Source organism: Rhizobium sp. BK418, from assembly GCF_004341105.1.
In the GTDB taxonomy this organism is placed as follows: domain Bacteria; phylum Pseudomonadota; class Alphaproteobacteria; order Rhizobiales; family Rhizobiaceae; genus Rhizobium.
Genome location: NZ_SLZK01000002.1, coordinates 1,038,195 through 1,060,273, shown reverse-complemented (window position 1 = coordinate 1,060,273; position 22,079 = coordinate 1,038,195). Strand labels below are relative to the sequence as shown.

The window sequence follows — 22,079 nt, the reverse complement described above, 5'->3', positions numbered from 1 at the left end:
GAGCATTTCCGGATTCGAAGAAAAACGGAATTGCTCTAGAATCAGATCTGGCAGCAGCTCCTGAAACGCTCGACACAGGTGGCGATCACCTCGTCGGCGGGACGCTTCCACCAATTTTCGGCGGAGAAGATCTCGACCTCCTGCGCACCGAAGAAGCCGGCGGCTTCCACCATCCGTCTTATGCCTTTGAGATCGATCACGCCATCGCCCATCATGCCGCGGTCGAGCAGCAGGTCCTTGGTCGGCACCAGCCAGTCGCAGATATGGTGAGCGAAGATGCGCTTCATGCCTCCCGCGCGGGCAATCTGGTTTGCAAGATCGGGATCCCACCAGACGTGGTAGACATCGACGGCAACGCCGACATCCTCGCCAAGTTGCTCGCACATATCGAGCGCCTGGCCGAGCGTGTTCACGCAAGCCCGATCCGCGGCATACATGGGATGCAACGGCTCGATCGCGAGTTTCACGCCTGCCGCCTGGGCGTGCGGCAGCACGGCGGCAATGCCGTCGAACACCATCTGCCTGGCTGCGACGATGTCCTTCGAGCTGCCCGGCAAGCCGCCCACGACGAGCACGAGGCAATCGGCCGAAAATGCCGCCGCCTCGTCGATGGCGCGCTTGTTGTCGTCGAGGTTCTTCTGCCAATCGGCCTCGTTTGCGGCCGGAAAGAACCCGCCACGGCAAAGCCCGGTCAGCTTGATGCCGTTCGACTTGACGATCCTCACCGCCTCGTCGAGACCGGCTTTGGCGACTTGATCGCGCCATGGCGCGATCGAGGTGATGCCGTGCTTCAGGCAAATATCGACGGCTTCGGCAAAACCGCACTGCTCGCGGATCGTCGCGAGGTTGATCGAAAGTCCTTCGACCTGCATGTCATTCTCCTCCCATTGCCGTGCCGGCGATCAGTGAACGCCGTTGACGGCAAGCACCTGCTTCATGCGTGCCGTCGCCAGTTCCGGGTCGGCAAGTACCCGGGCCCTGTCGGCCAGGCGGAAAAGCTCCGCCAGGTGCGTCAGCGAACGTGTGCTCTGCTGGCCGCCGATCATCGTAAAATGATCCTGCAACCCGTTGAGATAAGCGAGGAAAACGACGCCGGTCTTGTAGAAGCGGGTGGGCGCCTTGAAGATATGGCGTGACAGCGGAACCGTCGGCTCGAGCAAGTCGAAGAACTCGTGATTGCTCTTGCGGCCAAGTGCATCAAGTGCGGCAGAAGCCGCCGGCGCGATGGCGTCGAAGATGCCGAGAAGCGCATCCGAATAGCCCTCTTCGTCGCCGGCGATCAATTCGGCATAGTTGAAGTCGTCGCCGGTGTACATGCGCACACTCTTCGGCAGTTGCCGGCGCATGGTCACTTCCTTCTCCTTGGAAAGAAGCGAGATCTTGATACCGTCTACCTTTGCGGTATTGGCTTCGATCACCTGCAGGCAGGTTTCCATTGCCTTCAGATGGTCGCCATTGCCCCAGTATCCGGCCAGAGCCGGGTCGAACATTTCGCCGAGCCAGTGAATGATGACGGGTTCCTTTACCTGACGAAGGATCCGGTCGTAGACCTTGATATAATCGTCCGGCCCCCTGGCTGCGGCCGCAAGGGCGCGGCTTGCCATGAGGATGATACGGCCGCCCGCGGCCTCGACCGTCTCGATCTGTTCCTCGTAGGTTTTGATGATCGTGTCGATTGTTACGTCGGGGCCTGGCGTCAGATGATCGGTCCCGGCGCCGCAGGCGATCAGCGCGTCCTTACGACCAGCTGCCTCGGCCAGTGCGCGGCGAATGAGATCGCGGGCTTCCGGCCAGCCGAGGCCCATGCCGCGTTGTGCCGTATCCATTGCTTCGGCGACGCCGAGGCCGAGGTCCCAAAGACGGTGGCGGAAGGCGAGCGTTCGTTCCCAGTCGATCGCCGGCGTGAGCCAGGGATCATTGTCGGCGAGCGGATCGGCGACCACATGGGCAGCGGCAAAGGCGATGCGCGGGAAGCTCTTGGCATCCCCCTTCTTGAGTTCGATCGGCGTGCCGGTCAGCCTATAGGGCGTGATCTTGCCGTCGAGAGGAAGATTGATCGTCGTCACCGCTCAGAACTCCAGCACTGGAACATCGAGCCAGCGGCGTTCGGCCCAGGATTTCAGGCCGAGTTCCGCAAGCTGCACGCCCTTGGCGCCGGCCTCCAGACCATAGGGCCACGGAGCATCTTCGACGACATGGCGGATAAACATTTCCCACTGCGCCTTGAAGCCGTTGTCGAAAACCTGCGTATCCGGCACCTCATCCCAGGTCTTGTAGAAGTCGATGGTCTGCGGCTGGTCGGGGTTCCAGACCGGCTTTGGCGTGTTGACGCGGTGCTGGCTCCAGCACTTGGTGAGGCCGGCGACGGCAGAGCCATGTGTGCCGTCCACCTGGAAGGTCACGAGATCATCGCGGCGCACGCGAACCGCCCAGGAGGAATTGATCTGCGCGATCGCGCCGCCTTCCAGTTCGAAGGTCGCGTAAGCTGCGTCGTCGGTGTCGCAGTCATAGGGCTGGCCCTGTTCGTCGATACGACGCGGAATATGCGTCGCACCGAGGCAGGAAACGGCCTTCACCTCGCCAAAGAGATTGTCGAGCACATAACGCCAGTGGCACAGCATATCCAGGATGATGCCGCCGCCATCGCCCTTGCGATAATTCCAGGATGGGCGCTGGGCCGGAACGCCCCAGTCGCCTTCAAAAACCCAGTAGCCGAACTCGCCGCGCACCGAGAGGATCTTGCCGAAGAAGCCGGAATCGCGCAGCAGCGCCAGCTTGCGCAGGCCGGGCAGGAAGAGCTTGTCCTGTACCACGCCGTGCTTGAGGCCGGAGGCGCGCGCCTTGCGGGCGAGATCGATTGCCACCTGCAGGTCGTCGGAAATCGGCTTCTCGCAATAGACATGTTTGCCGGCATCCAGCGCCTTGGAAAGGAGTTCGGCGCGCATCAATGTCGTACCGGCATCGAAGAAGACGGTATCGTCAGGATTGGCGAGCGCAGCATCGAGATCGGTCGACCAGCGCTTGATGTTATGCTTGCGGGCGTGCTCTTCCATCTTCGCACCGTTGCGGCCGACGATGATCGGGTCGATCTCCAGTTTCTCACCGGATTTCAGGGTGATGCCGCCCTGATCGCGGAAGGCGAGGATCGAGCGAACGAGGTGCTGATTGTAGCCCATACGGCCGGTAACGCCGTGCAAAATGATCCCCAAACGTGCCACTTTTCCCTCCCTGGAAGCTTTTATGCATCGGGAGCGGGCAGTCAGGCCCGGCCCTCCCGAGTCGGTAACTAAACAGTTACTTGATGGCAGAAGAGGATTATGGCTGTCAATAGCCAATTCGGTTTTTTGGAAATCAGCGCTTTATCGAGGAAAGCGTCACGTGAACGATATGCCTTTCCCAGGCATCGAGATTGGCCGGCGTAATGAGATCACGGCCGAAGATCGTCGAAAGCGTGTACTGGTTTGAGAGGTAGAAATAGCCGAGTGAGGCAATCGTCAGATAGACGTGCAGCGGATCGGCAGTTTCGGTAAAGACCCCTGCCTTTTTGCCTTCTTCCAGTACTTGCGAGAGCTCGCCGATCAGATGCGAATGCAGTTCCTTCAGGCGTACGGATTGGCGCAGCCAGCGGGCCCGGTGCAGGTTCTCTGTCCCGAGCAGGCTCAGGAATTCAGGATGCTGCAGGAAATAGCGCCAGGTAAAGAGCGCAAGCTCCCCGATGCCCTCTTCGGGGCTGCGGGTGCTGATATTCAGCGCGCGTTCCGCCGTACGGATGCTGACATAGGCCTCCTCCAGCACACGCAGATAGAGCTGCTCCTTGTCGCCGAAATAGTGGTAGAGCATGCGCTTGTTGGTGCCGGCGCGCTCGGCAATGGCATCGACACGCGCTCCGCCCATGCCGTTTTCGGCAAATTCTCGGGTGGCAGCCTCCAGTATAGCCGCGCGGGTGCGCTCCGGATCGCGTTGGGCGGTGCGCTCGGCGGACGGGCGCTTGACTTTCTTTTTCGCGCTCTCCCCAGTGTCGTTCATGCGATTTCCCCTATCTTCCCATGTTGCGCTCATAAGGCTTAAGCGGAAGAATGTAAAAACCCGATTTGGTCAGAGCAACCGGGCCAGCAACACCGCTTGACAGCCCGGAGGCTTTGAACATAACTTGTAACCAATTAGTTATTTGTTGCAAGATGGCTAATTCGGAAGCGTGTGGAGGCGCTTCCTATTGGGAGGAGGAAAACCAATATGACTTTTCGTGTAAGCAGACGTAACTTCATGGCGGGCGGGGCAACGCTCCTGTCGCTTTCGGCGCTCGGAAACAGCGCTTTGGCACAGGAAACCCGCCTGCGCCTCATCTGGTGGGGCTCTCAGCCACGCGCCGACCGCACAAACAAGGTCTCCGACCTTTTCAAGACGAAAAACAGCGGTGTTTCGATCACCGGCGAGTTCCTTGGATGGGCCGATTACTGGCCGCGTCTTGCCACGCAGGTGGCCGGCCGCAACGCCCCCGATGTGATCCAGATGGATTATCGCTACATCGTCGAATATGCCCGGCGCGGCGCTCTTGCCCCGCTGGAATCCTACATGCCCTCGAAGCTGCAGCTCGATGATTTCGATCCGGCGCAGATCGAAGGCGGCAAGGTCGACGGCCATTTCTACGGCGTCAGCCTCGGCGCAAACTCGGCTGCGACCGTCATCAACACGGTCGCCTTCAAGGAAGCGGGCATCGACGTGCCGACGAACAAGACGACCTGGGAGGAATTCGGCAAGATCGGCGCGGAAATCACCAAGGCAGGCAAGCGCAAGGGCTATTTCGGCTTTGCCGACGGCAGCGGCGCCGAGCCGCTTTTCGAAAACTATGTGCGCCAGCGCGGCAAGGCGCTCTACACGGCGGATTCGAAGATCGCCTTCGGTGCGGATGACGCCGCGGAATGGTTCGACATGTGGGCCAAGTTCCGCGATGCCGGCGCCTGCGTGACGCCCGATATCCAGGCGCTCTACAAGGATACGATCGACACCAGCCCGCTGACCCTCGGCAAGGCTGCCTGTGACTATGCCCACTCCAACCAGTTCGTTGGCTATCAGGCGATGGTCAAGGACAAGCTGATGCTCAGCAACTATCTGCGGATCAAGCCGGACTCCAAGGGCGGCCATTACCGCAAGCCTTCGATGTTCTTCTCGGTTTCCGCCCAGTCGAAGGTGATCGATCAGGCTGTCGATTACGTCAACTTCTTCGTCAAGAATCCCGATGCCGCCAAGATCCTCGACGTCGAACGCGGTATTCCGGAATCGAAGGCGATGCGTGAGGTCGTTGCCGGCACGCTCGATGAAACCGGCAAGATCCCGCTCGAATATGTCGGCGGCCTTGGCGATCTCGCCGGCCCGCTTCCGCCCCCGCCGCCGACCGGCGCCGGCGAAGGCCAGGTCGTGCTGCGCACCATCTCTGAACAGGTCGCTTTCGGCCAGGTCAAGCCGGCCGATGCCGGCAAGCAGCTCGTGGATGAAATCACCCGAATTCTCGCGCGGGGTTGATCTTATATGACAAATGCGATGCGCACGTCCGCAGGGACGGTAACCGTGGAAAGATATCAGGGAGTACGGGCCGACGGACGCTTCCGGCGGCTGTGGAATGCCAATGCTCCCGGCTATCTCTTTCTACTCCCCTGGCTGATAGGCTTCTTCGGCCTTACGCTTGGTCCTGCCCTGATTTCGCTCTACCTGTCCTTCACCGACTTCGACATGTTGAGGGCGCCGGGTTGGGTAGGGGCGGCAAATTACGTGCGCATCGCCACAGCCGATCCGAAATTCGCATCGGCCATGTCCGTCACGCTGACCTATGTTGTATTGTCGGTTCCTTTCAAGCTGACTTTTGCTCTACTCGTCGCGCTTGCCCTGAATCGGGGCCTGCGCGGCCTGCCGATCTACCGCGCTATTTTTTACCTTCCGTCGCTTCTTGGGGGCAGCGTCGCGATCGCCGTGTTGTGGCGTCAGCTCTTCGCCAGCGATGGCCTTGTCAACGCCGCGCTCTCGCATTTCGGCATCGTCGGTCCGAGCTGGATCTCGCACCCGAGCTATTCGATCTACACGCTGGTGGCACTCTCCGTCTGGCAGTTCGGCTCGCCAATGATCATCTTCCTCGCCGGCCTGCGCCAGATCCCGCAGGATATGTATGAGGCCGCAAGCCTCGATGGAGCCTCGAAATTCCGCCAGTTCTACAAGATCACGCTGCCGCTCTTGACGCCGGTAATCTTCTTCAATGCCGTTGTTCAGACGATCGACGCCTTCAAGGCCTTCACGCCGGCCTTCATCATATCAGGCGGTACGGGTGGCCCGATCAATTCGACGCTGTTTTATACGCTCTATCTCTATCAGGAAGCCTTCGGCAATTTCCGCATGGGTTATGCCTCGGCGCTCGCCTGGATTCTCGTGGTGATTATCGCGATCTTCACCGCCTTCTCCTTCCTGACCTCGCGCTATTGGGTACATTACGATGACTGAGATGACCGCTTCCGTCACCGCGCCCCGGCCGCCGTCGGATATCACCAAACGCAGCCTGCCCGCTTCGATTATCATCCACGCGCTGTTGATTGCCGCCTCGCTGCTGATGCTCTATCCGCTCTTGTGGATGGTGTCCGCATCGGTCAGACCGGAAAACGAGATCTTCTCCTCGACCTCGCTCATTCCGTCATCGGTAGATTTCTCGTCCTATGTGCGCGGCTGGACCGGCCTCGATATTACCTTCGGCCGCTTCTTCTGGAATTCGCTCGTCATCTCGCTGCTGGTCGTAGCTGGCAATGTCATCGCCTGTTCGCTGACGGCCTTCGCCTTCGCGCGGCTGCGGTTTGCGGGCCGGAACTTCTGGTTCGCGATCATGCTCGGCACGCTGATGATCCCCTATCACGTGACGCTGATCCCGCAATATGTGCTGTTCCTCGATCTCGGCTGGGTCAACACCATCCTGCCGCTGGTCGTTCCGAAATTCCTGGCCAGCGACGCCTTCTTCATCTTCCTCATGGTGCAGTTCTTCCGCGGCATCCCGCGTGAGCTCGATGAGGCGGCGATGATGGACGGCTGCAGCGCCTGGCGCATCTATTGGAAGATCATGCTGCCACTGTCGCTGCCGGTTCTGGCCACCGCCGCCATCTTCTCCTTCATCTGGACCTGGGACGATTTCTTCGGTCCGCTGATCTACTTGAACGACATGAATACCTACACGATCCAGCTCGGCCTGCGCACCTTCGTGGACTCCACCAGTGCATCGGACTGGGGCGGACTGTTTGCCATGTCGACGCTCACTCTCGTGCCCGTCTTCTTCTTCTTCCTGTTCTTCCAGCGTCTGCTGATCGAAGGCATCGCCACGACCGGCATGAAGCGTTGATGGGTGAGACGGAAAAGCCAGACAGGATGAATGACATGAGCATCAAGACAGTCGCGATTATCGGCTGCGGTATCGGCCGCTCTCATATCGTCGAGGGCTACCTGCCGCATCCGGACAAGTTCAAGGTCGCCGCAATCTGCGACCTGAACGAGGAACGCCTGAAGACGATCGGGGATGAATTCGGCATCGAACGGCGCACGACCTCTTTCGACGAGCTGCTCGCAGACGACAGCATCGACATTATCGATATCTGCACACCGCCAGGCATCCATAAGGAACAGGTCATCGCGGCTCTCGCCGCCGGCAAGCATGTCGTCTGCGAAAAGCCGCTCACCGGTTCGCTCGCCGGTGCCGATGAAATCATCAAGGCCGAAAAGACCGCCAAGGGCACGCTGATGCCGATCTTCCAGTATCGGTATGGCGACGGAGTCGAAAAGGCCAAGCGCATCATCGATGCCGGTCTTGCCGGCAAGTTCTACATGGGCTCGGTCGAAACATTCTGGCGCCGCAAGCCGGAATACTATGCCGTTCCCTGGCGCGGCAAATGGGCAACCGAGCTCGGCGGCGTGCTCGTCACCCATGCGCTCCACCTGCATGACATGCTCTTCTATCTTGCCGGTCCTGCTGCCCGCGTCTTCGGCCGCGTGGCAACCCGCGTTAACGAGATCGAGGTCGAAGACTGTGCTTCGGTCAGCCTGCAGATGCAGAACGGCGCGTTTGTCTCGCTGTCCTGCACGCTCGGCTCGCAGAACGAAATCAGCCGGCTGAGGCTCCATTTCGAAAACATCACCTTCGAAAGCAACCACGAGGCCTATGCGCCTGGCCAAGATCCCTGGCAGATCATTGCTGCCGATGATGAGGTACAGGCGAAGATCGATGCCGTCATCGCGGACTGGCAGCCCGTGCCGCTGCGCTTCAACACTCAGATGCTGCGCTTCCACGACTATCTGATGGGCAAAGGCCCGCTTCCGGTGACGAGCGCCGATGCACGGCGCGCGTTGGAGCTGGTCACAGCCATCTATCAATCCTCCGATAGCGGCGCTGATGTCGCCCTGCCGATCGGTCCTGACAGCCCGAAATACGCCGAATGGCGTGCAAGAACCAAATAAGAGGGGATTTCGGAACATGGCAACGAGTGTCGTTCTTCAGAAAGTCGAGAAGCGTTATGGCTCGCTCGACGTCATCCACGGCATCGACCTGACGATCGATCCCGGCGAATTCGCCGTCTTCGTCGGCCCTTCGGGCTGCGGCAAGTCCACGCTGCTGCGCATGATCGCCGGGCTCGAAGAGATCACGGGCGGCGCACTGATGCTCGACAACGAGCGCATGAATGAAGTGGCGCCGGCCAAGCGCGGCATCGCCATGGTTTTCCAGTCCTATGCCCTCTATCCGCATATGTCCGTCTACAAGAATCTCGCCTTCGGTCTGGAAACCGCAGGTTACAAGAAGGCCGAAATCGAACCGAAAGTACGCCGTGCCGCGCAGATCCTGCAGATCGAGAAGCTGCTCGAGCGCAAGCCGAAGGCACTCTCAGGCGGCCAGCGCCAGCGTGTCGCGATCGGCCGCGCCATCGTGCGCGAGCCGCGCATCTTCCTCTTCGATGAGCCGCTGTCGAACCTTGATGCCGAGCTTCGCGTGCAGATGCGCGTCGAGATTTCCCGCCTGCACCGTAGCCTCGGCAACACGATGATCTACGTGACCCACGACCAGGTGGAGGCCATGACTATGGCGGACAAGATCGTCGTACTGAATTCCGGTCGCATCGAGCAGGTAGGCGCACCGCTCGACCTCTACAACAATCCCGCCAACCGCTTCGTCGCTGGCTTCATTGGCAGCCCGAAGATGAATTTCGTTAGCGCTAACATCGAGAGCGTCACGGAAGCCGGCTCGACCGTCAATGTCTGCGGCAATTCCATTCAGCTCGGCCGCAGGCTTGCCGGCCAGGCTGGCCAGAGCGTCACCTTCGGTATCCGTCCCGAGCATCTCTCTCTAACGGAAGGCGGCACAGTTCTTTCGACCGTCAATGTCGACCTCGTCGAAAATCTCGGCGGCGCCACGATGCTCTACACCACGACGCCCGACAGTCAGGCGCTGACCATCGCGCTCGACGGCCAGCAGAAGGTCGAGCGTGGTACCAATGTGAAGGCCTCCTTCGATCCGGCGCGTTGTCACGTCTTTGATGACACCGGCAAGACGATCTAAATCAGCCGAAACTTGACAGCCGATCCCTCACAAGCCCATCATTTCCTTGAGGGTTACGAGGGGGACATGCGTGACGCCTGAAGAAAGGATTCATGCGCTTGGCATCTGGCATGGCCCGATCGACATAGCGCCGATCACCGGTGGTATCACCAACCGGAACTATCTCGTAAGGGATGGCGCAGTACGGCGCGTTGTTCGCCTCGGCGACGACATTCCGGTTCACCACATCAACAGGCAGAATGAATTTGCAGCAAGCTGCGCCGCTCATGCTGCCGGCATTTCGCCTGCTGTAATCCATCACGTGCCGGGCGTGCTGATCCTTGATTTTATCGATGCCGCGCCGCTGTCGCCCAACGATGTCAGAAAGCCGGAAACGCTTGCTCGTCTGATCCCGCTGATCCGCACCTGCCACCACGATATGGCCCGCCATTTTCGCGGGCAGGCCATGATCTTCTGGGTTTTCCATGTGATCCGCGATTATGTGGCGAACCTGAAAGCCGCCAACAGCCCTCATGCGCCGTTGCTGGGCAGCCTGCTTGAGAAAGCCGAGCAACTCGAACAGGCAGCCGGTCCTTTCGACATCGCCTTCGGCCACAATGATCTGTTGGCCGCCAATTTCCTCGACGACGGCCGGCGGCTCTGGCTGATCGACTGGGACTATGCAGGCTTCAACACGCCGCTTTTCGATCTCGGTGGCCTCGCCTCCAACAATGAGTTTTCCGAGAAGGTCGAGCGCTTGATGCTGGAGACCTATTTCGACCGGTCTTTGACGGATGATCTCAGCCGTCGCTACCAGGCCATGAAATGCGCCTCGCTGTTGCGTGAAACCCTCTGGAGCATGATCTCCGAAATCCATTCGACTATCGATTTCGATTACGCCGCCTACACCGCCGAAAATCTCGCCCGTTTCGATCGCGTCTACCGGGCATTTGAACAGGATCATTGAATGACGAAGGATTTACCGAAAACGGCGAAAGCCGTAGTCATCGGTGGCGGCATCATCGGCTGCTCGACCGCCTATCACCTGGCAAAGCTCGGTTGGACGGATACTGTGCTCCTGGAGCGCAAGAAACTGACATCCGGCACCACGTTTCACGCCGCCGGTCTCGTCGGTCAACTGCGCACAAGCGCCAATATCACCCAGCTTCTGGGATACTCGGTCGATCTCTACAAGAAGCTGGAAGCCGAAACTGGCCTCAGCACCGGCTGGAAGATGAATGGTGGCCTGCGTCTTGCCTGCAATCAGGAGCGCTGGACCGAAGTCAAGCGCCAGGCGACGACGGCACAGTCCTTCGGCCTCGAAATGCATCTTCTAAGCCCCCAGGAAGCCTTCGATCTCTGGCCGCTGATGACGACGGACGATCTCGTCGGGGCTGCTTTCCTGCCAACGGACGGCCAGGCTAATCCTTCCGACATCACCCAGGCGCTGGCAAAAGGCGTCCGTATGGCCGGTGTATCGATTTTCGAGGATACCGAAGTTCTCGATATCGACATCGACAACGGCAGAATCCGCGCCGTGATCACGGCGCAAGGCCGGATCGAATGCGAGCGCGTCGTGATTTGCGCTGGCCAGTGGACCCGCAGTTTCGCTGCCCGCTTCGGCGTGAACGTGCCGCTCGTCTCGGTCGAGCATCAATATATCATCACCGAATCCTTCGGCGTGCCTTCCAATCTCCCGACGCTTCGCGATCCCGATCGCCTGACCTATTACAAGGAAGAGGTCGGCGGCATCGTCATGGGTGGCTATGAGCCGAATCCTATCGGCTGGGCTCTGGATGGCATTCCCAAGGGTTTTCACTACACCCTTCTCGACAGCAACTTCGATCATTTCGAGCAGATCATGGAGCAGGCGCTCGGCCGCGTGCCGGCACTGGAAAACGCCGGCATCAAGCAGCTTCTGAACGGGCCGGAGAGCTTTACGCCCGATGGCAATTTCATTCTCGGCGAAGCGCCGGAGCTGAAGAATTTCTTCGTCGGCGCTGGCTTCAACGCCTTCGGCATTGCATCCGCCGGTGGCGCCGGCATGGCGCTTGCCGAATGGGTGACGAAGGGCGAGCCACCTTATGATCTCTGGCCGGTCGATATCCGCCGCTTCGGCCGTCCGCATTTCGATACGGACTGGGTGCGCACCCGCACGTTGGAGGCTTATAGCAAGCACTACACGCTCGCCTTCCCCTTTGAAGAATATGCAAGCGGCCGACCCTGCCGGAAGTCACCGCTCTATGACCGATTGAAGTCGCAGGGTGCCTGCTTCGGCGAAAAGCTCGGCTGGGAGCGGCCCAACTGGTTTGCCGATCTCTTCGCCAATGAAGAACCAAAGGACGTCTACACCTACGGCCGCCAGAACTGGTTCGATGCCGTTGGCCGTGAGCACAAGGCCGTGCGCGAAGCTGCTGTCATCTTCGACCAGACATCATTCGCCAAGTTCGTGCTCAAGGGCAGGGATGTCGAGGCTGCCTTATCATGGATTGCCGCCAACGATGTCGCAAAGCCCTTGGGCTCACTGATCTACACGCAAATGCTGAACGACAAGGGCGGCATCGAATGCGACGTCACCTGCGCCCGCATCGCCGAGAACGAATATTACATCGTCACCGGCACGGGCTTCGCCACGCATGATTTCGACTGGATCTCGCGCAACATTCCCGATGGCCTTCATGCCGAACTGGTCGACGTCACCTCGTCCTATACCGTGCTCTCGCTGATGGGGCCGAATTCCCGTTCGGTCCTGGAAAAGGTCACGACCAGCGATGTCTCCAACGCCGCGTTCCCGTTCGGTCGGGTCAAGACCATTGGCATAGCCGGCTGCCCTGTCCGGGCATTGCGCATCACCTATGTCGGCGAGCTTGGCTATGAATTGCATGTGCCGATTGAATATGCGACGACCGTCTACGACGCGCTGATGGCGTCAGGCGCCCGGGTCGGTCTCGTCAATGCCGGTTACCGCGCCATTGAAAGCTGCCGTCTGGAAAAAGGCTATCGTGCCTGGGGCTCCGATATCGGTCCCGACCATACGCCTATCGAAGCCGGTCTCGGTTGGGCCGTAAAGGTGCGAAAGAACACGCCGTTCAAAGGTCGGGAGGCGATCAAGCGCCAACTCGAAGGCGGCGTGAGGAAAATGCTCGCCTGCTTCGTGCCCGAAGATCCCGATATCGTGCTGCTCGGCCGTGAAACCATCTATCGTGACGGCAAGCGGGTCGGCTGGCTTTCCAGTGGCGGCTTCGGTTACACGATCGGTAAACCGATCGGCTATGGTTATGTGCGCAATCCAGATGGCGTGACGGAGGATTTTATTCTCTCCGGCACGTATGAACTCGATGTCGCCCGTGCGCGTGTGCCTTGCAGGGTCAGCCTAAAGCCGCTCTACGATCCGGAGATGAACCGTGTGAAGGCCTGAGTCTCACGACTGGCTGGATTGACACAATTCGAGCAGAACTCTGCGGCGGTTTCACATCCGAGCAGGTCCAGGGATCTGGGCCTGATCGATCCCCGCGGCGAACGGAGATGGTTAGAAAACATCAATATAGCGGTAGTCTGTCGTCCTGAATCAGGATCTCCAGTTTGTTCGCCACATCCTCAGTCCAGGCTATATTGCCGGTCAGCGCCTTCGGAAACAGCCCCGGGAGCTTGAACAACGCCGCTGAAATTGCCCCGCCATTGCGCGGCACATCGGCGAGAAGCGTTGCAATCTCTGCCGCTCGCGGATCGCGCAGTTCGTAGCGGTCGCCATTGCCGTTGACGCCCATTGCGTAGCGCATCCAAGCTGCGACGGCGATCGCGTAAGTCTCCGCCTTGCCGCCCTTTGCGAGCGCTTCGGTCGCCGGCTCTAGCAGGCGCTGCGGCAGTTTCTGCGTACCGTCCATTGCGATCTGGTAGGTCCGGTGGGCAATCGCCTTATTTGCAAAGCGCGCTATGAGCTCGTCCGCATAGGTATCGAGATCGATGCCGGGAACCGGATCGAGTGTTGCGGCCGCAGCATTCATGTGTCGGCGAGCCAGTGCCGCAAGACCGGAATCATCCATCACGTCACGGATAAATTCATAGCCTGCTGTATAGCCCAGATATGCAAGCAGCGAATGCGCGCCATTCAGCATCCGTAGCTTCATTTTCTCATAGGCCGAGACTTCCTCGACCATCAGCGCGCCATGCACCTTTTCCCAGGCTGGCCGGCCATTGACGAAATGATCCTCGATCACCCATTGCGTGAAAGGTTCTGTCTCGATCGCCGCGAGATCGCTGCGGCCCGTCAGCCGTTTGGCATCGGCATAGGTCGCATCAGTGCTTGCCGGTGTGATGCGATCGACCATCGTGGACGGGAAGGGTACGTTCGCTTCGATCCAGTCATGCAGCTCGGTATCGATGCGGGAAGTGAATTCCAGGACGAGGCGCTTCAACACCGCGCCATTGCTCGGCAGGTTGTCACAGCTGAGTGGCGTAAACGGCGCGATGCCCTTCTGCCGGCGGCGCGCGAGGCCTTCAACCAAATAGCCGATAACGCCGCGCGGCGCATGCCGGTTGGCAAGGTCGGCGACGATATCGGGATGCTTGAGGTCGAGCCCGCCCGTTGCCGGATCGAAACCGTAAGCCTTTTCCGTCACCGTCATGCTGACGATGCGGATATCAGGGTCTTCGAGCCGCGCCAGCAGGCCGGCCGGATCGCGTGGCGCGACATACGCTCCAAGAATTGAGCCGACCACTTGTGCCGTCGTGCCCGAGGTGTCGCGGATCAGCATCGTATAGAGCCCGTTCTGGGCGGTGAGATTGTCCGCGACATCGGGTGTGCGAAGGCTCGCCACCTCAATGCCCCAGTCGCCGCCTGCAGCTGCGAGCGCAGCATCCGTGAAAGGCGCAAAATGCGCGCGGAAGAAAGCACCGGGGCCGAGATGCAAAATGCCGGCCCTCAGTGTACCCCGGTCATAGGCGGGAAGCTTTGCCGTCGGCGCAAGGCCGGTTGTGGTTTGCAGCCTGTCACTCACAGCTTGTAGGCCTTCTTCGCATTGTCATAGGAGAGTTCGCGCGCGACGATTTCGGCATCCTTCCTGGAAATCCGATGCTCAGCTGCAAGCTGCGCCAGGAAGCGGCAGATCTCGCGGCGCCAGACGTCGTGGCGGGCAGGGATCGACAGCAACGCGCGCGTGTCATCGTTGAAACCGGCAAGATTGGCAAAACCGGCCGTCTCCACCACCTGGTCGAGATAACGGCGGATGCCGAGCGGGCTGTCGTGGAACCACCAGGGCGGCCCGATCATCAGGCAAGCCCAGTGGCCCGCCATCGGGGCGAGTTCGCGGGCATAGGTTGTCTCGTCGAGCGTAAAGAGCAGGATACGCAGGCCTGGCGCATGGCCGTATTTCGACAGCAGGGCATTGAGACCGCCGACCCAATCGGTCCGCGTCGGAATATCGGCGCCCATATTCGGTCCGCGGCTTTCGAAAAGTTCGCGGTCGGTGTTTCGGCGCGCGCCGGCATGGATCTGCATCACCATGCCGTCTTCGGCGGACAAACCAGCCATTTCCGTCATCATCTGACCGCGGAAAAGCTCCGCGTCGGAAGCTGAAAGCGGTCCCTTCAGCGCCTTATCAAGCAGCCCCTGTTTCTCGGCCAGCGGCAGGTCGGCGGTAAAGGCGGTCGGTACGCCGTGATCGGTCGCCGTCGCGCCGAACTGGCGGAAATAGGCGCGCCGCTTGCGGTGCGCGTCGATCAACCCATCCCATTTAGTGATGTCGCAGCCGGTGATCTCGCCGAACTTGACGAGATTGTCACGGAAGCCAACGGCATCAGGATCGGTGACGCTGTCCGGCCGATAGGTGGTGCGCACCTTGCCGATCCAGCCGTCAGCTGCCATCTTCTGGTGGTGCGGAAGCGGGTCGAGCGCGCCTTCGGTCGTGGCAATCGTCTCGATGCCGAAGCGCTGATGCAGCGCCCGCGGGCGGAATTCCGGAAGTTTCAGCTGCGCGTTGATGTGGTCGTACAGCGAGTCGGCATTCTCAGGTGTCAGCGGCTCGGTGCAACCGAGCACGGCCGACATGGCGTGATCGACCCAGAGGCTGGAAGGCGTTCCGCGGAAAAGGTGGTATTTTGCAGCGAAAGCGCGCCAGATATCCCGCCCGCTTGCTACTGGCTTGCCGTCAAGCCGCGGCACGCCAAGCTCATCGAGCCTGGTGCCGGTGCTGTGTAGCATGCGGAAGAGGTAGTGGTCGGGAATGACGAGCAGCGAGGCGGCATCTTCGAAGGCCTTGTCGTCTGCAAACCAGGATGGTTCGGTATGTCCGTGCGGGCTGAGGATTGGGAGGCTGCGCACCGTCTCGTAAAGATCGCGCGCGATTGCCCGCGTTGCCGGATCGGCGGGAAAGAGCCGGTCCGGATGAAGAAAGCCGTTACCTACATCCATTAGTAATCCTCCCTGATGGATAAGGCCCTACCCCACACGAACGGATGCGGCAAGGGCTTTTAGTAACCAGACGGTTCACATTCGGATTCGTTTTTCGTTGGCCTTCGAACCATTGACGTTCCGGCCTATTTGGGCTTTGGAATGCCCCTGATATCAGGGAGAAAACCGATGTCCGACGAGACAGCCCGTGTCACTAAGTTGGAAGAAATGCTGGCGCATCAGGCAAGGACGATCGAGGAGCTTTCCGATCAGCTTGCAGAACAATGGAAGGTCGTCGAGCAGACGCGAGCGAAGCTCGATCGGCTGACTGAGCGTTTCCTGAGCCTCGAAGAACAATCGCTGGAAGCGCCGGCGATCACCAAACCGCCACATTATTGAGCGGGGCCTGTAGCGCGGCCACCTCGTGGCCGGCTACGCAGGAAAGCGGTTTCGCGCGTCCGCCCTTTGCGATATAGCCCCGGAAAGACAAAGCTGACCGAGAGACATTCCATGGCTGTCACCATCCGTTCTCATCAAGGCGATATTTCTGCAGCGGATGCCGCCCGTTATACCGGCGCCATCGCGATCGATACTGAAACTCTCGGCCTCGTGCCGCGCCGGGACCGCCTCTGCGTCGTGCAGCTTTCGCCCGGCGACGGATCAGCCGATGTGATTCGTATTGCGGCCGGCCAGAAAGAGGCGCCGAATCTCGTTGCACTGCTTGCCGATCCGTCGCGCCAGAAGATCTTTCATTACGGTCGCTTCGATATCGCTGTGCTCTTCCATACCTTCGGTGTCACGACGACACCAGTCTTCTGCACCAAGATCGCTTCACGCCTGACCCGCACTTACACGGATCGTCATGGCCTGAAAGATATTCTCAAGGAAATGCTGGAAGTCGATATTTCCAAGGCTCAGCAGTCCTCCGATTGGGCGGCCGAAACGCTGTCCCCGGCGCAGCTCGAATATGCTGCCTCCGACGTGCTCTATCTGCATGCGCTGCGTGACAAGCTGAACCAGCGCCTTATCCGAGATGGCCGCCTGGAGCATGCGACGGCCTGCTTCGAGTTCCTGCCGACGCGCGCTAAGCTCGATCTTCTCGGCTGGGAAGAGGCCGATATCTTCGCCCATAGCTGAGACGCATTTCTTCGGACATGCCGGTACGGCCGCGGATATCGTCTGCGGCCGTTAGCTATTCGTTAAGACGTTTTCGTTAACATTATTATCAATTTTTATGCATTCGATAGCGCGGAAAATTGCGCCGACGCGGACAGGAGGATCTGCCAGGATGCTGGGGACCGGATGAGCACGGTCCTTTTGTGAACCTGCTTTCATAGCCACTTTGCGAAAGGAGCATGCCTGTGTTGTCTCCCATTCGTTCAGCGTCCAATGCAAGCCTTTCTTCTCAAGGCCAGACGGCGGCAGTCGTTGCCAGTGGCCTCGACCGTTCGGTGGTCGCCCCCGCCCCGGTGAATGCGGTTGAAGCAGCCGACCTGAACGCCGCGATTGCGGGCAAGCTCAATATTCTGCTCATTGCCGCGCGGCAGCGCATGATCGAAGCGCTTCTCGACATCATCAATGCCACGGGGCGGACCATCTCGCTGCAGCGAAGCGAAGGTGAGACCGATCAGGCTTTTGCCGCTCGTGTTGCTGATGCCATCCGCCGCCTGCCCGACGCCGAGATCGACGAAGTCGAGCGTCAGCTTTCCGAAGACGGCCACAGCCTGCCCCTGAGGATGGTCGCCGCGGCCCTCAAAGACCCCACTGGCCTGCAGGCCGCCCGCGTGATCGCCTATCTTGAGACCGTCCGTTACAAGGACCGCGATCTCGCGGCCCGCGCCGTCGTGCGCTCATATGGTCAGAATGACGCCTCGCCACCGCCGCGCGCCGAAGCGCGGCCGGAAATCCAGCTTCAGGAATCCGGCACTCGTCTGCCGACAGCAAAGCCTGCCGAAAATGTGGCCCTGCCCGTGGCAGCCGAAGAGACCACGCGAGCTGAAGCCCTTGTCGCTGCAGCCGACATGACCGACATTGCCGCCGAAACCCAGAAGGCTGGCTCTGTGGCTGTTACGCGTGAAACTCCTCCACAGTCGGCCACATTGCGGGACACCAACGAGACACCGGCTGTCTCATTGCCGAACGAACAGGAAACCATAGCGGCGGAGCAGATCGAATCCGTTGACCTGCCGCAGCTTCAACAGCAGGCGATCTCTGCCAAGGCTGATCCGGTCATCCCGCGTAACTGGACCGGCATTGTCAGCTCCATGACCGAACAGGTTTCGCAGATGATCGCGACGATCATCCACGAGCAGGAAGCCGCTGCTCTGTTGATGGATGTCCCTGTCGAGGCAGCCGTCGAAATCGATGCGATGCTGGACGAGGCCGTCATGATGGAGGCGACGGAGAGCCTGGTTCGCACAAGACCGGACGACGTGGCCGAGCCCGCATCTGCCCAAGCCCCCCCGGCCTCTCGTCCGTCCCAGGCAGAAATTGCCGCGGTCGCCCAGGCGCCTCGTCCTGACAGGGAAATCGCCGCCCAGCCGCAACCGGTTCCCGGCGCAGTCGCCGAGCTGCCCTCATATGTTCCGCTCGCGGCACGTATGCCGGACGGTCTCCCATATGCGCAGACGCCATATCAGTTCGCCCGCGATGAATATAAGGCGGCCAAGGCCGACGAGCCTCCTCGTCGCCATCATGAGAACGATGGTTCGCAGGATCAGCAGCAACAGCAGGCGCAATCCGGTCGGGGCGGCGATGAACAGCAGGCCGGCGACGGGGAAGCTCCGCGGGAGGAGCGGCGCCAGCCGAAGATGTTTGATCCCGACCCGTCCACCGCGCCGGTAACGGTCGCCGACCCGGTCTATGCCCTCTACCAGCGCATGGTCGGATGGGAGTAGCCAGCCAGTAATCTAAACGAAAAACCCGCCGGATCGCTCCGGCGGGTTCTTCAATTCTAAGGGATCAGCGAAGGATTATTCGCCGCCGCGGTTCTTCAGAGCCGCGCCGAGGATGTCGCCGAGCGAAGCGCCCGAGTCGGACGAACCGAACTGTGCGACGGCTTCCTTCTCTTCCGCGATTTCCAGAGCCTTAATGGACAGCATGATCTTGCGGTCCTTCTTGGAGAAGTTGGTAACGCGGGCATCGACAGTCTGGCCGACCGAGAAGCGTTCCGGACGCTGCTCGTCGCGATCGCGAGCGAGGTCGGCGCGACGGATGAAGGAAGTGATGTCTTCGTGGTTGACGAGCTTCACTTCGATACCGCCGTCGTTGACAGCGATGACTTCAGCCGAAACGACGGCGTTCTTGCGCAGGTCGCCGGAAGCTGCAGCTTCGCCGACCGAGTCCTTGCCGAGCTGCTTGATGCCGAGCGAGATGCGCTCCTTCTCGACGTCGACGTCCAGAACGACAGCCTTGACGACGTCGCCCTTGTTGTACTCCTCGATAACCTGCTCGCCCGGACGATTCCAGTCGAGGTCGGAGAGGTGGACCATGCCGTCGACATCGCCGTCGAGGCCGATGAACAGGCCGAATTCGGTCTTGTTCTTGACTTCGCCTTCAACCTCAGTGCCGGCCGGATGGCTGCGGGCGAATGCTGCCCACGGGTTTTCCAGCGTCTGCTTGAGGCCGAGCGAGATACGGCGCTTGGACGGATCGACTTCGAGAACGACGACTTCGACTTCCTGGCTCGTGGACAGGATCTTGCCGGGGTGGACGTTCTTCTTGGTCCAGGACATTTCCGAGATGTGGATCAGGCCTTCGATGCCTGGCTCCAGCTCGACGAACGCACCGTAATCGGTGATGTTCGTGACGGTACCGGAGATCTTCTTGCCTTCCGGATACTTGGCCTGAATGCCATCCCACGGATCGGACTCGAGCTGCTTCATGCCGAGCGAGATACGGTGGGTTTCCTGGTTGATGCGGATGATCTGAACCTTGACCTGCTGGCCGATGTTCAGGATTTCCGACGGATGGTTCACACGGCGCCACGCCATGTCGGTGACGTGCAGCAGGCCGTCGATGCCGCCGAGGTCAACGAACGCACCATAATCGGTGATGTTCTTGACGACGCCGTCAACAACCTGGCCTTCTTCGAGGTTCTGAACGATTTCAGAACGCTGCTCGGCACGGGATTCTTCCAGAACCGTACGACGCGAAACCACGATGTTGCCGCGGCGCTTGTCCATCTTGAGGATTTCGAAGGGCTGCGGGTTGTGCATGAGGGGCGTAACGTCGCGGATCGGACGGATGTCGACCTGAGAACGCGGCAGGAAGGCGATCGCACCGTCGAGATCGACCGTGAAGCCGCCCTTGACCTGGTTGAAGATAACACCTTCGACGCGCTCGCCAGCTTCGAACTTGGCTTCGAGCTTGATCCAGCTTTCTTCGCGGCGAGCCTTCTCGCGCGACAGAACAGCTTCGCCCAGGGCGTTTTCGATGCGCTCAACGTAAACTTCGACTTCGTCGCCGACCTTCAGCGAACCGTCCTTGGCACGTGCGCCGAATTCCTTGAGCGCAATGCGGCCTTCGACCTTCAGGCCAACGTCAACAACGGCGACATCCTTTTCGATGCCCGTGACGATACCCTTGGTAACATAGCCTTCAGCCAAATCATTCTTGGCAAAGGACTCTTCGAGAAGGGCCGCGAAATCCTCGCGAGAGGGAGTTGCTACTGACATAAAATCTCCTGCGTGGCCTTCGATAGCGTCAAGGCTCACGTATGCGCCGGTTGGTTCGAGTTGAATGGGCCTGAACCCAGTCCGCCCCTCTTTCAAGAAGGCAATCCGGCGCTTGGACGGAATTTCAGGCTTGCTTTCGCATGGCGTCCCGCGCACGAAGCACGGAAATTGCTGTTTTAGGCATTTCGGCTCAAGGCAGCGTCGATAAACGACTTAGCAGCTTGAAACGCGGCCTCTATACTCATTTCCGACGTGTCAAGCAAGTGTGCATCGACTGCCGGCTTCATCGGGCTGTCCGCCCGGTTCATGTCCCGATCGTCGCGTCGCTTGACGTCTTCGAAAATGCCATCGAAATCCGCCGAGCCGCCCTTGCCGATAATCTCGTCGTAGCGGCGTTTTGCACGCACTTCCGGCGATGCCGTCACAAAAAGTTTCACCGGGGCCGCGGGGCAGACGACGGTGCCGATGTCGCGGCCGTCGAGAACCGTCCCCGGCGCCTTCTCCGAAAACCGCCGCTGCGCCTCGACCAGTGCCCGTCGGACCGACGGCATCACGGCAATCTTCGAGGCAGCTTCGCCGATCTCGTGTTTGGACAATATATCGCGATCCAAACCGCCCAGTTCAACCTCGCGCGCTATCTTTTCGGCAATGGTTTCATCATCGAGCGGCAGTCCGGCGTCGATCAGCGCCTTGGCGGTCGCCCGGTAAGTGAGGCCGGTATCGAGATGGTGAAAGCCGTAGTGCTCTGCGATCCCTCGCGAAAGCGTACCCTTGCCCGCCGCGGCGGGGCCGTCGATAGCGATGACGAAGCTGTCGGTCATAAAATCATTCCGTGCCGAGGCCGCCGTAGCGGCGCACCAATTCCTGCATTTCCGCCTGCTCTGCCATTTCGCCTAGGCCCTTGGCAACACCCTCCCGGTCGGCAATCGGCCGGTTCTGGCTCACCTTCCACTTGCCTTCGATCTCGGTGATCTCGATTTCGATGCCGATGATGCCCTTGAGCTGGGAGCGGATGAAATCATCAGGCGCATCGCCGATGGACCACGGTTTTTCGCGCTGGCCCTCATGTTCGCCGGTAATCGCGTTGATCTGTGAAAGCAGCCAGCCGCTATCCTCGATCACCCGGGCCGGGCCGCGCGCCTGTACGATCGCATAGTTCCAAGTCGGTACCACTTTGCCGGTCTCGGCCTTCGTCCTGTACCAGGAAGGCGTGACATAGGAATTGGCGCCTTGGAAGACGACAAGCACTGGTGCACCAGCGGCGATATCGCGCCACTGCTCGTTCGCTCGTGCCAGATGCAATCGAAGCGTACCTTTCTCCGATGCGTCGGCATCGAGATGGAACGGCAGGGAATTGGCGATCAACCCGGAGGCGCCTGCCGTAATCAGCAGACCAAGCGGGTGTGCGCGCATCAACGCGTGCTGCACGCCAAGATCGTCTTCACGGAAATGCGGTGGCTGATACATG

Annotated in this window: 19 protein-coding genes; 10 read left to right on the top strand and 9 right to left on the bottom strand. The window is 60.1% G+C overall.

Going from position 1 to position 22,079, the window contains the following annotated elements; all coding sequences use genetic code 11:
* Positions 1–41: 41 nt before the first annotated feature.
* From EV281_RS11255 to EV281_RS11240, 4 genes are all read right to left on the bottom strand, one after another.
* A complete protein-coding gene (locus EV281_RS11255) occupies positions 42–872 on the bottom strand; it encodes a sugar phosphate isomerase/epimerase family protein (protein WP_132653147.1) in 831 nt (276 codons plus the stop codon).
* 30 nt (positions 873–902) lie between these two features.
* The gene (locus EV281_RS11250; protein WP_132653146.1) at positions 903–2,066 is read right to left on the bottom strand and encodes a dihydrodipicolinate synthase family protein; all 1,164 of its coding nucleotides are present in this window, start codon (positions 2,064–2,066) and stop codon (positions 903–905) included.
* Between the two features lie 3 nt (positions 2,067–2,069).
* Positions 2,070–3,218 (bottom strand): Gfo/Idh/MocA family oxidoreductase, encoded by a 1,149-nt coding sequence (locus tag EV281_RS11245; protein ID WP_132653145.1) that lies wholly within the window; start codon positions 3,216–3,218, stop codon positions 2,070–2,072.
* A 133-nt stretch (positions 3,219–3,351) separates the two neighbouring features.
* Positions 3,352–4,026: a TetR/AcrR family transcriptional regulator gene (locus EV281_RS11240; protein ID WP_132653144.1), complete on the bottom strand. Its 675-nt coding sequence runs from the start codon at positions 4,024–4,026 to the stop codon at positions 3,352–3,354.
* A 207-nt stretch (positions 4,027–4,233) separates the two neighbouring features.
* On the opposite strand from EV281_RS11240, the gene EV281_RS11235 reads away from it, so the two are divergent.
* The 7 genes from EV281_RS11235 (at position 4,234) to EV281_RS11205 (ending at position 12,965) form a co-directional block, all read left to right on the top strand.
* On the top strand, positions 4,234–5,520 hold the full coding sequence (locus tag EV281_RS11235) for an ABC transporter substrate-binding protein (RefSeq protein WP_132653143.1): 1,287 nt from the start codon (positions 4,234–4,236) through the stop codon (positions 5,518–5,520).
* 6 nt (positions 5,521–5,526) lie between these two features.
* On the top strand, positions 5,527–6,486 hold the full coding sequence (locus EV281_RS11230; protein WP_165911866.1) for a sugar ABC transporter permease: 960 nt from the start codon (positions 5,527–5,529) through the stop codon (positions 6,484–6,486).
* On the top strand, positions 6,479–7,366 hold the full coding sequence (locus EV281_RS11225; RefSeq protein ID WP_132653141.1) for a carbohydrate ABC transporter permease: 888 nt from the start codon (positions 6,479–6,481) through the stop codon (positions 7,364–7,366). The genes EV281_RS11230 and EV281_RS11225 overlap by 8 nt, the downstream gene beginning before the upstream one ends.
* A 35-nt stretch (positions 7,367–7,401) precedes the next feature.
* A complete protein-coding gene (locus EV281_RS11220; RefSeq protein ID WP_132653140.1) occupies positions 7,402–8,475 on the top strand; it encodes a Gfo/Idh/MocA family oxidoreductase in 1,074 nt (357 codons plus the stop codon).
* A 16-nt stretch (positions 8,476–8,491) separates the two neighbouring features.
* Complete coding sequence (gene ugpC / locus EV281_RS11215) at positions 8,492–9,568, top strand: sn-glycerol-3-phosphate ABC transporter ATP-binding protein UgpC (protein ID WP_132653139.1); 1,077 nt, start codon at positions 8,492–8,494, stop codon at positions 9,566–9,568.
* Between the two features lie 70 nt (positions 9,569–9,638).
* The gene (locus tag EV281_RS11210; RefSeq protein ID WP_132653138.1) at positions 9,639–10,514 is read left to right on the top strand and encodes a phosphotransferase; all 876 of its coding nucleotides are present in this window, start codon (positions 9,639–9,641) and stop codon (positions 10,512–10,514) included.
* Entirely contained in the window at positions 10,515–12,965 is a 2,451-nt protein-coding gene (locus EV281_RS11205) for an FAD-dependent oxidoreductase (protein WP_132653137.1), read from the top strand.
* A 121-nt stretch (positions 12,966–13,086) separates the two neighbouring features.
* On the opposite strand, the gene EV281_RS11200 is transcribed toward EV281_RS11205, so the two are convergent.
* Positions 13,087–14,544, bottom strand: coding sequence for a mannitol dehydrogenase family protein (locus EV281_RS11200; RefSeq protein WP_132653136.1), 1,458 nt, complete (start codon positions 14,542–14,544; stop codon positions 13,087–13,089).
* The gene (gene uxaC, locus EV281_RS11195) at positions 14,541–15,956 is read right to left on the bottom strand and encodes a glucuronate isomerase (RefSeq protein ID WP_132653135.1); all 1,416 of its coding nucleotides are present in this window, start codon (positions 15,954–15,956) and stop codon (positions 14,541–14,543) included. Before uxaC ends, EV281_RS11200 begins: the two co-directional genes overlap by 4 nt.
* Before the next feature lie 168 nt (positions 15,957–16,124).
* On the opposite strand from uxaC, the gene EV281_RS11190 reads away from it, so the two are divergent.
* From EV281_RS11190 to EV281_RS11180, 3 genes are all read left to right on the top strand, one after another.
* Entirely contained in the window at positions 16,125–16,334 is a 210-nt protein-coding gene (locus EV281_RS11190; RefSeq protein WP_132653134.1) for a SlyX family protein, read from the top strand.
* Between the two features lie 111 nt (positions 16,335–16,445).
* A complete protein-coding gene (locus EV281_RS11185; protein ID WP_132653133.1) occupies positions 16,446–17,072 on the top strand; it encodes a ribonuclease D in 627 nt (208 codons plus the stop codon).
* A 224-nt stretch (positions 17,073–17,296) separates the two neighbouring features.
* Positions 17,297–18,832: a hypothetical protein gene (locus EV281_RS11180; RefSeq protein ID WP_132653132.1), complete on the top strand. Its 1,536-nt coding sequence runs from the start codon at positions 17,297–17,299 to the stop codon at positions 18,830–18,832.
* A gap of 75 nt (positions 18,833–18,907) precedes the next feature.
* Here EV281_RS11180 and rpsA read toward each other — a convergent pair whose 3' ends face one another.
* The 3 genes from rpsA to EV281_RS11165 all read right to left on the bottom strand — a co-directional run bounded on the left by rpsA (position 18,908) and on the right by EV281_RS11165 (position 22,078).
* Positions 18,908–20,611 (bottom strand): 30S ribosomal protein S1, encoded by a 1,704-nt coding sequence (gene rpsA, locus EV281_RS11175; protein WP_132653131.1) that lies wholly within the window; start codon positions 20,609–20,611, stop codon positions 18,908–18,910.
* A 176-nt stretch (positions 20,612–20,787) separates the two neighbouring features.
* The gene (gene cmk / locus EV281_RS11170) at positions 20,788–21,432 is read right to left on the bottom strand and encodes a (d)CMP kinase (protein WP_132653130.1); all 645 of its coding nucleotides are present in this window, start codon (positions 21,430–21,432) and stop codon (positions 20,788–20,790) included.
* Between the two features lie 4 nt (positions 21,433–21,436).
* Positions 21,437–22,078 (bottom strand): FMN-binding negative transcriptional regulator, encoded by a 642-nt coding sequence (locus EV281_RS11165; protein ID WP_132653129.1) that lies wholly within the window; start codon positions 22,076–22,078, stop codon positions 21,437–21,439.
* Position 22,079: the final 1 nt, after the last annotated feature.